This window comes from Corallococcus llansteffanensis (genome assembly GCF_003612055.1).
Lineage (GTDB): Bacteria > Myxococcota > Myxococcia > Myxococcales > Myxococcaceae > Corallococcus > Corallococcus llansteffanensis.
Genome location: NZ_RAWB01000220.1, coordinates 1 through 15,085, shown reverse-complemented (window position 1 = coordinate 15,085; position 15,085 = coordinate 1). Strand labels below are relative to the sequence as shown.

The following is a 15,085-nucleotide window of genomic DNA, read 5'->3' as shown; positions in this document are numbered from 1 at the left end:
AAGGTGGCGGGGAAGTCGGTGAACAGCTCGGGGAAGTCCTGGGGCGCGGCGTGCTGTTCGTCGAAGTAGTGGCCGGCGGCAAAGCCCGCGATGAGGGCGAGCACGATGGCCCAGGGCCCGCCGATGAGGAGGCCGAGCATGAGTCCCAACATCGCCCCGAGAACTTTTCCCGCACCCATGGCTTCGCTTCGCTCCCTTGCCTCCCGCCAGTTTTGCATAAGGTGCGGCGCATGACGGCCCAGTTGATCGACGGCAAGGCAGTGGCGGCGCGCGTGCGGGCGGAAATCAAGGAGGAGGTGACGCGCCTGAAGGCGGAGCGCGGCATCACCCCCGGGCTCGCGGTGGTGCGCGTGGGGGAGGATCCCGCCTCGAAAATCTACGTGACGGGGAAGAAGAAGGCCGCCGAGGAGGTGGGCTTCAACTCCTGGGAGCACCACCCGGACGAGACCATCACCCAGGAGGAGCTCCTGGCGCTGGTGCACAAGCTGAACGAGGACCCGGCCGTGCACGGCATCCTCGTGCAGCTCCCGCTGCCCAAGCACATCGATGCGGATGCCATCATCTCCGCGGTGAAGCCGGAGAAGGACGCGGACGGCTTCCACCCGATGAACGCGGGAAACCTGCTCCTGGGCCGGCCGGCGACGCGGGCGTGCACGCCCTACGGCGTGATGCGGCTCTTGGAAGAGGTGGGCTGCAACCCGGCCGGCAAGCGCGCGGTGGTGGTGGGGCGCAGCAACATCGTGGGCAAGCCCCAGGCGCTGATGCTGCTGCAGAAGGACGCGACGGTGACGGTGTGCCACCGCAAGAGCGACCTGCCGGCGGAGGTGGCGCAGGCGGACATCCTGGTGGTCGCGGTGGGCGTGCCGGAGCTGGTGAAGGGCGCGTGGATCAAGCCCGGCGCGGTCGTCATCGACGTGGGCATGAACCGCAAGGCGGACGGCAAGCTCGTGGGCGACGTGGAGTTCGCCGCGGCCTCCGAGCGCGCCTCCTTCATCACCCCGGTGCCCGGCGGCGTAGGTCCCATGACCATCGCCATGCTGATGAAGAACACGCTGGAGGCCGCGCAGCGCGGTGTGAAGTAGCCGGCTTCCAATGCCTCCCTGCCCATGATGGCAGGGAGGCGGGAATGCTAGACGTTATCGCATCCTTCGCGATGCAATCAGTTGCGAGGCCCCTGACCCGGGCGCTCACGGGCGAGCGTCAGCACCGGGAGCTCGCCGGCCGTGCGTGCGCTGGCCTTCGGCGCAATGGCATTCACGGGCACCCCGGCCCAGGTGGACAGCCGCTCCAGGGCGAGCGTCTGCTCCGCTTCCGGCAGGTCGAAGATGGACGAGCCGTGGTTTCCGTTGGGCGCGAAGAACCGGTACGAGTCATTGCGCCGGCTCACCTCGAACGCGTTCGTGGACCAGGGGTCGTTCTCTCCGTAGATGAAGAGCATGCGCTGGCCGAAGGCCTTCACCCACGTCTCGATGAGCGGAATGGCGAAGGGATTGAACGGGTAGGGCTTGATCGAGAAGGGCACCAGCGAGGCGGGCGCGTACTGGCGGGGGTAGTGCACCAGTCCCTGGAGGTGACGCTCGTCGGAGGCGTAGCTGCCCAGCTGCGTGCCGGCCTGGAAGTAGTAGGGCGCGAAGAAGTCGATGTCGCTGTCGGTCAGCGCGTACAGGCCCGCGGCGCCGTCCAGCACCTCCACGAGGGCCTCCGCGGGTGCGCCGGGCAGAGGGACGAGGGGGCAATAGGACGCGTTCCCGTACTGCCAGAACGCGAAGGGGAACTCGAGCGTGGCGAACTCCAGCGCCTTGTCCACGCCGAGGAAGTCGAACGTCAGGCCCCGGGCCCAGGCGCCTTCGGCGACGAGCGGGAGCAACTCCTCACGGCGGGTCAGCACCTCGCGCTGGAAGGCCTTGATGCGAGCGCGGCAGTCCGCGTCACCGACCTTGCTGAGGAACTCGATGTAGCGCGGGTCCTGGGGCCCATGGCTGTTGGGCGCGACGTAGGCCACGGTGCCGTTGACGTCGTTCGGGTAGAGGACGCGGTGGTAGACGGACGCCATGCCGCCCTTGCTGCCGCCGGTGCTGATCCACTTGCCGGTGTAGAGCGGCTTCAGCGCCTTCACCAGCCGGTGGTGGTCCGCCGCGGCCTGCTCCAGCGTGAGGTGCTGCCACGTCGCGGGCTGCGGCGTGGACGGCCCGAAGAAGCGCTGCTCCACGAGCAGTTGGTTGCCCTGGACCACGGCGGTCACCTCGTCCTGGAACGGGAACTCCAGCAGGTTGTAGCCCGTGGTGGCCAGGACGAAGGGCGCCTGCGCGGAGCGGTGCAGCAGCGACAGGCGCTGCTGGAACTTGCGGCCCTGGGGCTTCAAGTGGTCAACGGGCTGCTCGTAGGTGAGGAAGAAGAAGCGCACGCCCGCGACCGGCACGGGCACCTCGCTCACCACGGTGAGGCCGGGAATCGCCTGGAGCGCGGCGACGACGGTGTCCGGGGCCTCGGCTTCCAATGCCAGGGATTGGGCACGCGCCGGGGCGTCCGTGGCCGCTGCCGTCTCCTCGGAAGGCGGCAGGCCCTCACCACAGGCCTGGAGCGCCAGTGCCAGCGCGCTGAGCAGCAAGGCGGGTCGTCGGATGGACTTCAACATGTGTTGCATCCCCCTCGGGTGTCCGGTCCGGAGGAATTCCAGGCCGGTTTGCGACAGACAGCGGTTGGACTACAACAGCGCAAGACGTGCGACGAAAGGATGTCTGAGGATGGTGGGGCGCGAAGAACGTGTGGCGGGAGGTCTGTATGGGTTGCTCATTGGCGATGCCCTGGGCGTTCCCTATGAGTTTCATCCTCCTGAAGACATCCCGGCGCCGGAGGCCATCGACTACACGCCCCCGCCTGGCTTCGATCGCGCGCACGACGGCGTCCCGCCCGGCACCTGGTCGGATGACGGCGCCCATGCGCTGTGTCTGCTGGACTCCCTGACGCACCAGAAGCGGCTCGATTGCGAGGACCTGGGCCGGCGACTGGTGGCGTGGTTCGACAAGGGCTACCTCGCCGTGGACGGTCGGGTGTTCGACATTGGCATCCAGACCCGTACCGCGCTGGGACGACTGCGGGGCGGTTCACCCGCGCTCCTCGCGGGGCCGGCGGGAGAGAAGGACAACGGCAACGGCTCCCTGATGCGTGTATTGCCGTTGGCGCTGTGGCACCAGGGCAAGGACGCGGCCCTCGTTTCGGATGCGATGGCGCAGTCGCGCGTGACGCACGGGCACCTGCGCTCCCAGGTCTGCTGCGCGGTGTATTGCCTCTGGGCCCGGCGCATCCTGCAGGGCGCGGAGTCACCGTGGAACGAGGCCGTGGCCACCTTCCGCGACCTGTATCCGGAGGCGTTCCCCGCGCGCACGGAGCTGGACCTGCACCTCCGACCGGAGGACCTGACGCCGGGGCAGGGGAGCGGCTACGTCGTGGACTGCCTGCGCTCCGCGCGCGACTGCGTGGAGCAGGGCCGCACCTACGAGGAGGTCGTCAAGGCGGCCATCCGGCTGGGCCGGGACACGGACACCACGGCGGCGGTGGCGGGCGGCATCGCGGGCCTGGTCTACGGCCTCCAAGGCATCCCGCACCGCTGGCGGTCCATGCTGCGAGGCGAGGAACTGGTGGCGCCGCTGCTTCAGCGCCTGCTGAAGGCCACGGGCTGACGCGGCCCCTTCAGTCCGGGAAGATCTCCAGCACGTCCTTCAGCATCGCGGCGCCAGTACCGCGCGCGCCCTGCTCGGCGTTGATGATCGTGTTCACGCCGTGCAGGTCGCTGCGGAACACCGCGCCCATCTCCATCGCGCCCAGCCGGGCGAGGGGATGGGCCGCGTCCACGCCCGTGGGCCGCACGCTCCACTCCCACCTTCCGCCCCCGAGCGGCTCCCCCTGCGCCAGCAGCAGCACCTGGCCGCCCTTCGCCCGCGCCGCGTCCAGCTCCGCGCGCGTCACGCCGCGGATGCCCGTCACCGACACGTCCTTCAGCGTCGTGGGCACGCGCATCACCGCGTTGGCCAGGATGACCAGCTTGCTCGCCGTGTCCCAGCCGTCCACGTCCAGCGAGGGATCCGTCTCCGCGATGCCCAGCGCCTGTGCCTCCGCCAGCGCCGCTTCGTACGTCCTGCCCTCCGCCATGCGGCACAGCAGCAGGTGGCTGGTGTTGTTGAGCACGCCCTCGAACCGGCCCAGCTTCCCCAGGGCCAGGTCCCCGCGTCCCAGCGACACCAGCGGCATCGCGGCGCCCGCCGCGCCGCTGAAGCGCAGCGGCGGCCGGCCCGGGGACTCCAGGTCGCTCATCGCCGCCAGCTCCGCGTACCCCAGCACCAGCGGGCCCTTGCTCGCGAGCACCGCCGGCATGCCCCGCATCAGCGCGTCCCGCGTGATGTCCAGCCCGGGCTGCCCGTCCTTCAGGCTCGTGGGCGTGGCCTCCAGCAGCAGGTCCGCCTTCACGTCGCGCACCAGCGCCCGGCCGCTCATCCCCGGCCGGCCCACCACGGGCAGCGACGCCACGGAGCCCTTCGCGCGCTTCACCGCCAGCACCGCCGCGAGATCCAACCCGTTCGGCGACACCGCCGCCCCGCCCGAGTCCGCCATCCCCACCGGCAACAGCTCCAGCCGGTAGCGCTCCATCAGGAGCGACGCGCGCGACTGGAGGATCTCCAGCAGCGGCACGCCCACGTTCCCCAGGCCCGTCAGCAGGAAGCGCACGATGCGCACGGCGCGAACGCTCATGGAGCGAAGGCCTCGCGCACCCCGTCCCGGCGCAGCGTGAAGAGCATCCACGCCGCCACCGGCACCCCCACGAAGCAGCCGGGCGTCAGCGTGTACATGGCGCAGATGGCGCCCACGATGGCCAGCCCGTACCCCTTGAGGTTCATCGCGTTCCAGGCGCCCCAGATGGCCAGCACCCCACAGAGCACGCCGACCACGATGGCCAGCGTGAAGCCCAGCGTGAACTCCAGCACCGCGGGCGTCTGGCCCGGGGCGGAGAAGGGGGACGCCACCTTGAGCGCCGCGAGCACCGTCGCCAGCAGGCTGAAGACGACGTGCAGCACGCCCACGATGAGCTGGAAGAACGCCGGGAAGCGCACCATCAGGAACACCCGCTGGCGAGGGTCCCCCGGTGCCAGCTGGGGTCCGGGGCCGCTCACGAGCGGGCCCTCAGCGCGCTCACGATCATCCGCGTCGCGGGCGACTTGTTCAGCGTGTAGAAGTGGATGCCCGGCACGCCGCGCGCCAGCAGCTCCATACACTGCACCGTGGCGTGCGCGACGCCCAGCTGTACCACCGCGTCCGGCTGGTCCTTCACGCGCTCCATCTGCAGCGCCAGTCGCATGGGCACCGTGGCGCCGCACATGCGCGTGAAGCGCTGGACCTGCTCGTAGTTGGTGATGGGCATGATGCCGGGGACGATGGGGACGTTGATGCCCGCGCGTCGCGCCCGCTCCACGAAGTCGAAGTAGAAGGCGTTGTCGAAGAAGAGCTGCGTCACCACGAAGTCCATCCCCGCATCCACCTTCGCCTTCAGGTGTTTGAGGTCGTCCTCGCGCGACGCCGTCTCCACGTGCCCCTCCGGATAGCACGCACCCCCCAGGCAGAAGTTGAAATCCTCTTCTCGGACGAATCGCACCAGCTCCTCGGCGTAGCGGAACCCGCCTGGAACCGGCTCGAAGGTCTGCTGCCCCTGCGGCGGGTCCCCGCGCAGGACGAGCACGTTCTCGATGCGTGCCGCGGCGAGCCGGCGCAGCACGTCACGCAGCTCGTCCCGGGTGTGGCCCACGCACGTCAGGTGCGCCATCGCCTCGATGCCGGTGTGCTGCTTGATGTGGGTCACCAGCTCCACCGTGCGATCCCGCGTGCTCCCGCCCGCCCCGTACGTCACCGACACGAAGCCCGGATTCAGCGGCGCCAGCTCCTCCACCGTCCGCAGGAGCGAGGCCACGCCCGCGTCCGTCTTGGGAGGAAAAAACTCGAAGGAGAAGCACGGCTGGGAGGGATTGAGGCAGTTGCGGATCTTCATGTCCCAAGCAGTTTAGACCTTCCGCGTCGGCCTTGATCGGAGAAGGTGCATCGCTATAGTCCGCGCCGTCTCACCACCCCCCTTCCAGGAGAAGTCAATGACCCGGCGTACGCCCCTCAACGAGGCCCACCGCAAGCTGGGGGCCCGGATGGTCGACTTCGTCGGTTGGGACATGCCGGTCCAGTACACCTCCGTCATCGCCGAGCATGAGGCCGTGCGCACCGCTGTCGGCCTCTTCGACGTCTCGCACATGGGCGAGATCGAATTCGCCGGCCCCGGCGCGCTGGAGACCGTGAACCGGCTCATCTCCAACGACCTCGCGCGCTGCCAGGACGGGCAGGCCGTCTATGCGGGCCTGCTCAACGACCTGGGCGGTTTCGTGGACGACGTCGTCGCCTACCGCTTCAGCCCGGAGCGCATCCTCATCTGCGTCAACTCCAGCAACCGCGAGAAGGACTTCGCCTGGATGAAGGCGCGGGCGGAGGGCGTGACGCCGGTGGACCGGGGGGACGAGTTCGCGCAGATCGCCGTCCAGGGCCCGAAGGCCGTGGCGCTGGTGCAGCGGCTGACGAAGGCGGACCTGTCCAAGGTGGGCACCTACCGCTTCACCGAAGGGGAGGTCGCGGGCGTGAAGTCCATCATCTCCCGCACGGGCTACACCGGCGAGGACGGCTTCGAGCTGTACTGCGCCACCGACGACGCGGTGAAGCTCTGGGACGCGCTCCTGGAGGCCGGGCAGCCGGACGGCGTGAAGCCCTGCGGCCTGGGCGCGCGCGACTCGCTGCGCACGGAGATGAAGTACGCGCTGTACGGCAACGACATCGACGACGCGCACACCGCCCTGGAGGCGGGCCTGGGCTGGATCGTCAAGCTGGACAAGGCGGGCGGCTTCATCGGCAAGGACGCGCTCGTCGCGCAGAAGGCCGCGGGTGTGCAGCGCAAGCTCGTGGGCTTCGAGCTGACGGGCGCCGGCATCCCCCGCCACGGCTACCCCATCCTCAAGGACGGCGCCCGTGTGGGTGAGGTGACGAGCGGCACGCAGGGCCCGTCGGTGAAGAAGCCCATCGGCATGGGCTACGTGCCCGCTGGGCTGGCCACCGAGGGCTCCACCTTCGACGTGGAGATCCGCGGCCGGGCCGTCCCCGCCGTCGTCGTGAAGACCCCCTTCCTCAAGAAGTCCTGATTTCCTTCCATCCCTCCGCACCCTTGCGAGGAGCAGCCTCCATGTCCGATTCGATTCCGCAGAACCTGAAGTACACGAAGGAACACGAGTGGGCCCGCGTCGAGGGCAAGACGGTGACCGTGGGCGTCACCCACCACGCCCAGGAGTCGCTGGGCGACGTCGTGTACGTGGAGCTGCCGAAGCTGGGCGCCACCATCACGGAGGGCAAGCAGTTCGGCGTCATCGAGTCCACCAAGGCCGTGTCGGACCTGTACGCGCCCCTGAGCGGCAAGGTGGTCAAGGTGAACGACGCGCTCACCGGCAACCCGTCCATCATCAACACCGACCCGTACGGGGCGGGGTGGATCGTGGAGGTCGAGCCCTCGGACACCGAACAGCTGGGCAAGCTCCTGGACGCCGCCGCCTATGGCGAGCTCCTGAAGTAATCCACGCGCAAGAAGTGGCGCGTCCTGGCTGTTAGTGACGCTCCACGAGGCCCCGACCCCCTCGGGCGCCGACTCCTTCCGCACCTCACGCGAGCCCTCCCGACATGTCCTTGAACTGGAAGTACCAGGAGTCCTTCGCCGGCCGTCACATCGGCCCGGAGGCCCCCGAAGTGAAGCAGATGCTGTCCACGCTGGGTGTGGACTCGCTCGATGCGTTCATCGAGCGCACCGTGCCGCCCGCCATCCGCTCCCAGGAGCCGCTGCGCCTGCCGCCCGGCCGGGGCGAGAACGAGGTGCTGGCGCAGCTGGAGGCCATCGCGGCGAAGAACCAGGTGTTCCGGTCCTTCATCGGCATGGGCTACCACGACACCCACGTCCCCAACGTCATCCTGCGCAACATCTTCCAGAACCCGGGCTGGTACACCCAGTACACGCCCTACCAGGCGGAGATCGCCCAGGGCCGGCTGGAGGCGCTGCTCAACTTCCAGACGATGGTGACGGACCTCACGGGCATGGAGGTGGCGAACGCCTCCTTGCTGGATGAGGGCACCGCCGCGGCGGAGGCCATGGGCCTCGCGCTGCACGCGAAGGGCGACAGCACGGGCGGCGCGTTCTTCGTGTCCGAGGCCTGCCACCCGCAGACCGTGGACGTGGTGCGCACGCGCGCGCTGCCGCTGGGCGTGGAGGTCGTCGTGGGCGACCACCGCACGGTGGACCTGTCCGCGAAGAAGTTCTTCGGCGCGCTGGTGCAGTACCCGGCCACCGACGGCGTGGTGCACGACTACCGCGCCTTCGGTGAGAAGGTGCACGCGGCGGGCGGCCTGTTCGTCGTCGCGGCGGACCTGCTGAGCCTCACGCTGCTCACGCCGCCCGGCGAGTTCGGCGCGGACGTGGCGGTGGGCACCGCGCAGCGCTTCGGCGTGCCGCTGGGCTACGGCGGCCCGCACGCCGCCTTCTTCGCCACGAAGAACGCCTACACCCGCGTGATGCCGGGCCGCCTCATCGGCGTGTCCGAGGACGCGCAGGGCCGTCCCGCGCTGCGCATGGCGCTCCAGACGCGCGAGCAGCACATCCGCCGCGAGAAGGCGACGAGCAACATCTGCACCGCGCAGGTGCTGCTGGCCGTGATGGCCGGCATGTACGCCGTCTACCACGGGCCGGACGGCCTCAAGGCCATCGCGGAGCGCGTGCACGGGCTCACGGTGCTGCTCTCCCGGGGCCTCGCGAAGCTCGGGTTCAAGCCGCGCCACGACCAGTTCTTCGACACGCTGCGCGTGGAGCTGACCACGGCGCAGGTGCGCGGCGTGCTGGCCGCCGCCGAGGGCGCGAAGATGAACTTCCGCCGCATCGACGACAAGACGCTGGGGCTCGCGCTCGATGAGACGACGCGCGCCAAGGACGTGGAGGACATCCTCGCGGCCTTCGTGCAGGGCGCGAACAAGGCCGCCGGGCCGGTGGTGCTGGAGGAGCTCGGCGCCGACCTGGAGAGCCCGCTGGCGAAGGAGGTCCGTCGCTCGAGCACGTACCTCACGCACCCGGTCTTCAACCGCTACCACTCCGAGACGGAGATGCTGCGGTACGTGCGGCGGCTGGAGGCGAAGGACCTGTCGCTCACGCACTCCATGATTCCGCTGGGCAGCTGCACCATGAAGCTCAACGCCACCGCGGAGATGATCCCGGTGACGTGGCCGCAGTTCAGCAAGCTGCACCCGTTCGCGCCCACCTCGCAGGCGGCCGGCTACAAGGTCATCTTCGAGCAGCTGGAGCACGCGCTGTCGCAGGTGACGGGCTTCGCCGGGTGCTCGCTCCAGCCCAACGCGGGCAGCCAGGGTGAGTACGCGGGCCTGCTCGTCATCCGCGCCTACCACCAGGCGCGGGGCCAGGGGCACCGCGACGTGTGCCTCATCCCGTCCTCCGCGCACGGCACCAACCCGGCCTCCGCGGTGATGGCCGGCTACCAGGTCGTCGTCACGAAGTGCGACGAGAACGGCAACATCGACCTGAAGGACCTCGCGGTCCGCGCGGACGAGTACAAGGACCGGCTGGCGGCGCTGATGGTGACCTACCCGTCCACGCACGGCGTGTTCGAGGAGGAGATCAAGGAGATCTGCGCCATCATCCACGAGCGCGGCGGCCAGGTGTACATGGACGGCGCCAACCTCAACGCGCAGGTGGGGCTCACCGCGCCGGGCCACATCGGCGCGGACGTGTGCCACATCAACCTGCACAAGACGTTCTGCATCCCGCACGGCGGTGGCGGCCCGGGCATGGGCCCCATCTGCGTGGCCAGCCACCTGGTGAAGTTCCTGCCCGGACACCCGGTCATCCCGACGGGCGGAGCGGAGGCCATCGGCGCCATCTCCGCGGCGCCGTGGGGCAGCGCCAGCATCCTGCTCATCTCCTGGATGTACGTGCAGATGATGGGCGGCGAGGGGCTGACGGAGGCCACGAAGCTGGCCATCCTCAACGCCAACTACATCGCCGAGCGCCTCCAGCCGCACTACCCGGTGCTGTACCGGGGCAAGCGCGGCCGGGTGGCCCACGAGTGCATCCTGGACCTGCGCCCGCTCAAGAAGACCGCGGGCGTGGAGGTGGAGGACGTGGCCAAGCGCCTCATGGACTACGGCTTCCACGCGCCCACCGTGTCGTTCCCGGTGGCGGGCACGCTGATGATCGAACCCACGGAGAGCGAGTCCAAGGCGGAGCTGGATCGCTTCTGCGACGCGATGATCGCCATCCGCCAGGAGATCCGCGACGTGGAGGAGGGCCGCTCGCCCAAGGACAACAACGTCCTCAAGAACGCGCCGCATACCGCGCGCACGCTCACCGCGCCGGAGTGGAACCGCCCCTACACCCGCGAGCAGGCCGTGTTCCCCACGGCGTGGGTGCGGGACAACAAGTTCTGGCCGTCCGTGGGGCGCCTGAACAACGTGCTCGGGGACCGCAAGCTCGTGTGCTCGTGCCCGCCGATTGAGGACTACGAGACGCCCGCGCAGAAGGTGGCGTAGCGCGCGGACCTCCTTCGGGAGTCACCGGGGCCGTCTTCCCAGCACGGGAAGGCGGCCCTTGGTATTTTCGACGCCCGTGGCGCTTCAGCGAGGCCGCGAGGGCTCCACGTGCACCACCACGTCCACCACCTGCGGGTAGGCGCCGTGCAGCGTCTCCTCCACCTGGTCCGCCACCTCGTGGGCCTGCGCGGTGGTGAGCTGCGGGTCGACCTCGATCTTCAGGTCCACGTAGACGCTCTCCTCCATGCCCCGGCTGCGCACGTCGCGGCACGAGCGCACGCCGGACACCGCCAGCGTGTGCTGGGACACCTGGAGCGGATCCAACCGCGCCGTGTCGGAGAGGATGCCCACCGCCTGCCGGACGATGCCGTAGGCCACCCACGCGACGAAGACCATGACGCCCAGGGCGATGAGGCCGTCCGCGCGGGGGAAGCCCAGCGCGACGAGGCCAATCGACACCAGCACCGCGAGGCTCACGAACACGTCCGACAGCGTGTGCTTCGCGTCCGCGAGCAGCAGCGCGCTCTTGTACTTCTCCCCGTAGTGCCGCTCCACGCGCGTGACGACCAGGTTGATGACGAGCGTGAAGACCATCACCGCCGCCATCGTCACCGTCACCGTCGGGTGCTTGTCGTGCACCAGCGAGTCGAGCGCCATGCGCCCCAGCTCCAGCATGCCCACGCCAATCATCGCGCCGATGCCCAGCGACGCGAGCGCCTCGAACTTGCCGTGCCCGTAGGGGTGGTCCGCGTCCGCGGGCTGGGACGCCACGCCCATGGCCACGAGCCCCAGCACGTTGGAGCCTCCGTCGATGAACGAGTGCAACCCGTCCGCCGTCACCGACGCGGAGTGGGCGAGCAGGCCGAAGACGAGCTTGGCGACCGCCACCACCCAGTTGGCCACGAGGATGGCCAGGAGGACGAAGCGGACGTTCCGGTTGCGCTCCTGGAGCGCGGCGCTGCGGTCGACGATGGGCGAGGTGGCTTCCACGGCGGGGCAGGGTAGTGCCCCGGCCTCCCGTCCGCGAGCATCCGTTGGGTCGGGATGCACGGCGCCGGACGGTGCGGCTACTGCCGGAAGAGGCGCATCCGGGGGCCGCCGCCCATCTCCAGGAAGAAGCCGAACTGGAAGCGCACCGTCGCGTCCTGGCCCAGCAGGCCGGACGGCGGGTTGGGGAAGGGCTGGGCGCGCTTGAACGAGGACACGGCCTCCATGTCCAGGAAGTCCAGGCCGCTGCTCTTCTCCACCTGGATGTCCTTCACCGCGCCGCGCTCGTCCAGGGTGATGGTGAGCAGCGTCTGCCGGTCGCGCCCGGAGTAGATGTTCCCCGTCGGGTCGCGCACCCGGAGCTGCTCGTTGGGGTTCCAGTGCATGCCCACGCTCTGCTTCACGCGGTTGAAGAAGCTCGCGTACTTCCACTCGCGCGTGTTGAGGAAGGTGCCGTCGCCCTCCTCCTGGTCCTGGAGCATGTCGTTGGGCGCCGCGCCCACCACCCGGTCCATCGCCGCCTGCGAGGGCATCAGCGTCGCGAGCCCCGGCGAACCGGTGCGGCCCGTGGAGCCCTCCTGCTCGCTGTCGTCGCCCTCGCCGGGCTGGATGCGCAGGCGCTTCGCGTTGCCGGCCGTCGCTTCGCTCTCCGACTGGTTCTTCACCGCCATGCCCGGGCCGCGCTCGCGCGGATCCGTCTTCATGGCGATCTCCTGCTTGCGGCGCGTCTCCGGCATCTCGAAGGTGGGCTTCTGGCCGCCCTGCGCCTTGGGCCGGTCATCCGCGCCCTGGCCGTTGTTGCCGGACACGCGCGGGGGCTGCACCTGCTCCGTCCGCGCGCCCTCCTGCTTCTGGGGCGCCGTCTTCTGGGGCATGGCGTTGCGGTAGAAGGCCGTTTGATCCTTCGCGCGAGTCTCCTTCTGGACCGTGTTGTTGCTCTCGGCCAGGTACTTCGCGTCCGGAGACACCTGATCATTGCCCGGGGCGACGTCCACCACCTGGCCCTCGGGCTTCTTCGTCTCGTCCGGCTTCTTCTCTTCCTTCGTCTCGCGCTTCTCGGTGGGGCGGGGCTTCGTCTGCGCGGACGTGGGGCCCCGGTTCTTCGCCCACTGGTCGGACGTGAGCGGCCGGACGGCCACGGAGGTGGGGCGGGGCACCGGGCGCTTCTCGCCCCCGGGCAGGTTCATCTGCACGTAGGACAGCAGGAGCACCAGCCCCACGAAGGCCACGTGCCCCACGAGCGCCAGGACGAGCGCCAGCAGGTAGCGCAGGGATGCGCGCTCCTTGCGCCGCTGACGCCAGTCTGTCGGGGAACCCTTCGCCACGGCCTGATGATAAACCTCCGGACCGCCTCTTCAGTCCCGAACGTGCGGCCCGTAACACTCGAAAATCGAAAGAGATTCGCGTGGCCAGCATTGGATACGCGCGAAGTGTCCTCTTCGGTTCAGTAGATGGGCGCGACCTCCGCGCCGTTGAAGTAGTAGCGGAGGATCTCCGGGTAGCGCTGCCCGGCCTCCGCCCGGCCGATGGCGCCTGTCTGACACATGCCTACGCCGTGGCCCCAGCCACCGCCCCGGAAGAGCCACCCGGTGGGGCGGCCCTCGGCGTCCCGCTCGGCTTCCACGGTGGCCATGCTGCTGTTGAGCATCCCGAAGAGCCTGCGGATGTTCAGCTCCCCCCGGACCTGGGTGGCGCCCTTCGCGCCGGAGAGGGAGAGCAGCCGGGCCCGCCCGGACACCCCGCGCTCGGACAGGCTCAGGGCCTGGATGGAGCCCACGCCCAGCTTCTCCGTGAGCGCGTCCACCTGGGCCTGGGTGAAGCGCTTCTCCCACCGGAACTTGGTGGGCTGCGCGAAGCTGGACAGCCGGCACGCGGCGGGCACGTCCGGCGCGGCCAGCCACGCCTTGAGCGACGACGGACGGGGCACGTCCGGCGCGGCCTCCAGCAGGTCGGGACGGCCGCGCAGGCTGGGGTCGGGCGGGCCGCCCCACACCACGTCGTTGTCCTCGGTGTGGCCGCCACACACGGCGCTGTAGACGGAGTCCACCAGTCGCCCGTCCTTGCTGAAGAGGGCCTCGCCCCGGGTGGCCTCCACCGCGGCGGTGGTGCTGGCCGCCTCGCCGGTGCGGCCCCGGTACACCGCGCAGTGCTGCTCCGAGCACAGCAGGTACGGATCCGCCAGGTGCTTGATGCCGACCTTCGCCAGCACCTCGCCCCGCGCGGTGACGGCCTGGGCCTTGAGCGCCTCCGGGTGCGCGCGCGCGAAGATTTCGGATGGCACCAGCCCCTTGAGCAGGTCCTCCAGCGGCACCACGTTCACCACCGCGAGCTTGCCGCTCCGGTCCGCCGCGAACTGGAGTGCGCCCCGGAAGCTGCGGTCCTCGAAGGCGTGGAAGTCGTAGCCCACGCCGTACTCCACCTGCCGCACGTCGAAGCCGCTGCCATCCGGCGTCTCCGCGTCCAGCCGGTCCTGCGCGAGCCCCACCACCGCGTCGTTCTCGTCCCTCACTTCGAGGATGGCGCTCGACGGCTTGCGGACCTCCTCGAAGAGGGTGGTGCGCAGGCCGTACTGGCGCAGCAGCTCCGCCTGCTTCTGCGCCGCGCCAGCGGGCGTGAGGGCCTCGTCGCCCAAGAGCAGGTAGCGCCGGTTGTCGATGACCTTCCCCGCGATGCCGTACACGGAGCCCAGCGTGTGCGTGCGCACCGCGAGCCCCCGCGCGCGCCACGTCTCCTGCGCCTCCGCGAGCCCCGCCTTGTCCGCGAAGCGGAACTCCCCCAGCTGCAGCCGCGCGCTCCACTGCGCGGGCTCGCCCTGCGTCACCCGCACCGTCCAGCGTGAGCCCGCGGGCGCATCCAGCATCTTGTCGCCCGGCCCCCCGAAGCGCAGCCGCATCCGACCGCGCGGCGAGAACGTCACCGCGTCGCGCCCCTCCATGAGCTTGATGGGCAGGCGGGGCTCGCCGTTGCGGAAGTCCAGGCGCTTCAGGTCCTGGGGCCCCGGCAGCCCCGAGGTGAGCGGATCCACCGGGTCGCTCGCGGCGGCGAGCGCCACGCCCGCGTCGGAGGCCCCGGACGGAGAGGGGACCTTCGGAGATGCCAGGTCCCGCGCGGTCGCGGTGACCTCCGGCTCGCCCAGGCTTCGGGTGCTGGGCGCAGGGGAAGGCGCGGGCGCCGACGTGGCACAGGAGGCGAGCAGCAGGGCGGTCAGGAGCAGGACGGCTTTGGACACGGCGGCGGCACCGTAGCCGCCGCGCGGTCAGGCGTCACGGTCCTCCCTTCCACTGCGGCGAGTCCTTCACGGGATGACCGGCAGTGAATAGAACCGGCGACGCCATGCGTTGCCCCTGCTCATGCGAATTCACGGAGGCAACCGATTGACGAAGCGAAACACCCTGGTGACCTCCCTGGCTGCCTGTGCCCTGGTCCTGTCTCTGAGCGCTTGTGGCGG

At 70.0% G+C, this 15,085-nt stretch carries 12 protein-coding genes; 5 read left to right on the top strand and 7 right to left on the bottom strand.

The genetic code is table 11. From position 1 onward, the window contains the following. The first annotated feature begins 230 nt into the window (after positions 1 to 230). On the top strand, positions 231 to 1,082 hold the full coding sequence (folD, locus tag D7V93_RS20860; RefSeq protein ID WP_120645089.1) for a bifunctional methylenetetrahydrofolate dehydrogenase/methenyltetrahydrofolate cyclohydrolase FolD: 852 nt from the start codon (positions 231 to 233) through the stop codon (positions 1,080 to 1,082). Positions 1,083 to 1,159: 77 nt separating this feature from the next. On the opposite strand, the gene D7V93_RS20855 is transcribed toward folD, so the two are convergent. Beyond that, positions 1,160 to 2,635, bottom strand: a complete 1,476-nt coding sequence (locus D7V93_RS20855) for a S28 family serine protease (RefSeq protein WP_158623804.1) — start codon at positions 2,633 to 2,635, stop codon at positions 1,160 to 1,162. 109 nt (positions 2,636 to 2,744) lie between these two features. Between D7V93_RS20855 and D7V93_RS20850 the strand changes: the two genes are divergently transcribed. Continuing rightward, entirely contained in the window at positions 2,745 to 3,680 is a 936-nt protein-coding gene (locus D7V93_RS20850) for an ADP-ribosylglycohydrolase family protein (protein ID WP_120645087.1), read from the top strand. A gap of 10 nt (positions 3,681 to 3,690) precedes the next feature. On the opposite strand, the gene D7V93_RS20845 is transcribed toward D7V93_RS20850, so the two are convergent. From D7V93_RS20845 to metF, 3 genes are read right to left on the bottom strand one after another with little or no spacing between them, the layout of a single operon-like run. Beyond that, complete coding sequence (locus tag D7V93_RS20845; protein WP_120645086.1) at positions 3,691 to 4,746, bottom strand: homoserine dehydrogenase; 1,056 nt, start codon at positions 4,744 to 4,746, stop codon at positions 3,691 to 3,693. Further along, positions 4,743 to 5,165: a hypothetical protein gene (locus D7V93_RS20840; RefSeq protein ID WP_120645085.1), complete on the bottom strand. Its 423-nt coding sequence runs from the start codon at positions 5,163 to 5,165 to the stop codon at positions 4,743 to 4,745. The genes D7V93_RS20845 and D7V93_RS20840 overlap by 4 nt, the downstream gene beginning before the upstream one ends. Continuing rightward, the gene (metF, locus tag D7V93_RS20835; RefSeq protein ID WP_120645084.1) at positions 5,162 to 6,034 is read right to left on the bottom strand and encodes a methylenetetrahydrofolate reductase [NAD(P)H]; all 873 of its coding nucleotides are present in this window, start codon (positions 6,032 to 6,034) and stop codon (positions 5,162 to 5,164) included. Before metF ends, D7V93_RS20840 begins: the two co-directional genes overlap by 4 nt. A gap of 97 nt (positions 6,035 to 6,131) precedes the next feature. Here metF and gcvT point away from each other — a divergent pair, with 97 nt between their 5' ends. The 3 genes from gcvT to gcvP all read left to right on the top strand — a co-directional run bounded on the left by gcvT (position 6,132) and on the right by gcvP (position 10,650). Next, positions 6,132 to 7,217, top strand: a complete 1,086-nt coding sequence (gcvT, locus tag D7V93_RS20830; RefSeq protein ID WP_120645083.1) for a glycine cleavage system aminomethyltransferase GcvT — start codon at positions 6,132 to 6,134, stop codon at positions 7,215 to 7,217. 41 nt (positions 7,218 to 7,258) lie between these two features. Beyond that, a complete protein-coding gene (gcvH, locus tag D7V93_RS20825) occupies positions 7,259 to 7,642 on the top strand; it encodes a glycine cleavage system protein GcvH (RefSeq protein ID WP_120645082.1) in 384 nt (127 codons plus the stop codon). Between the two features lie 104 nt (positions 7,643 to 7,746). Continuing rightward, positions 7,747 to 10,650, top strand: a complete 2,904-nt coding sequence (gene gcvP, locus D7V93_RS20820; protein ID WP_120645081.1) for an aminomethyl-transferring glycine dehydrogenase — start codon at positions 7,747 to 7,749, stop codon at positions 10,648 to 10,650. An 84-nt stretch (positions 10,651 to 10,734) separates the two neighbouring features. Here gcvP and D7V93_RS20815 read toward each other — a convergent pair whose 3' ends face one another. The 3 genes from D7V93_RS20815 to D7V93_RS20805 form a co-directional block, all read right to left on the bottom strand. Beyond that, positions 10,735 to 11,640 (bottom strand): cation diffusion facilitator family transporter, encoded by a 906-nt coding sequence (locus tag D7V93_RS20815; RefSeq protein ID WP_120645080.1) that lies wholly within the window; start codon positions 11,638 to 11,640, stop codon positions 10,735 to 10,737. A gap of 77 nt (positions 11,641 to 11,717) precedes the next feature. Continuing rightward, on the bottom strand, positions 11,718 to 12,962 hold the full coding sequence (locus tag D7V93_RS20810; protein ID WP_120645079.1) for an energy transducer TonB family protein: 1,245 nt from the start codon (positions 12,960 to 12,962) through the stop codon (positions 11,718 to 11,720). 119 nt (positions 12,963 to 13,081) lie between these two features. Then, a complete protein-coding gene (locus D7V93_RS20805) occupies positions 13,082 to 14,689 on the bottom strand; it encodes a SpoIID/LytB domain-containing protein (protein WP_372338330.1) in 1,608 nt (535 codons plus the stop codon). Between the last annotated feature and the right edge of the window lie 396 nt (positions 14,690 to 15,085).

Bases quoted from the DNA above. Each gene is read 5' to 3' on its own strand.
- D7V93_RS20850 (WP_120645087.1), top strand. From the start codon at position 2,745: ATGGTGGGGCGCGAAGAACGTGTGGCGGGAGGTCTGTATGGGTTGCTC.
- metF (WP_120645084.1), bottom strand. From the start codon at position 6,034: ATGAAGATCCGCAACTGCCTCAATCCCTCCCAGCCGTGCTTCTCCTTC.
- gcvT (WP_120645083.1), top strand. From the start codon at position 6,132: ATGACCCGGCGTACGCCCCTCAACGAGGCCCACCGCAAGCTGGGGGCC.
- gcvH (WP_120645082.1), top strand. From the start codon at position 7,259: ATGTCCGATTCGATTCCGCAGAACCTGAAGTACACGAAGGAACACGAG.
- folD (WP_120645089.1), top strand. From the start codon at position 231: ATGACGGCCCAGTTGATCGACGGCAAGGCAGTGGCGGCGCGCGTGCGG.
- gcvP (WP_120645081.1), top strand. From the start codon at position 7,747: ATGTCCTTGAACTGGAAGTACCAGGAGTCCTTCGCCGGCCGTCACATC.
- D7V93_RS20845 (WP_120645086.1), bottom strand. From the start codon at position 4,746: ATGAGCGTTCGCGCCGTGCGCATCGTGCGCTTCCTGCTGACGGGCCTG.
- D7V93_RS20855 (WP_158623804.1), bottom strand. From the start codon at position 2,635: ATGTTGAAGTCCATCCGACGACCCGCCTTGCTGCTCAGCGCGCTGGCA.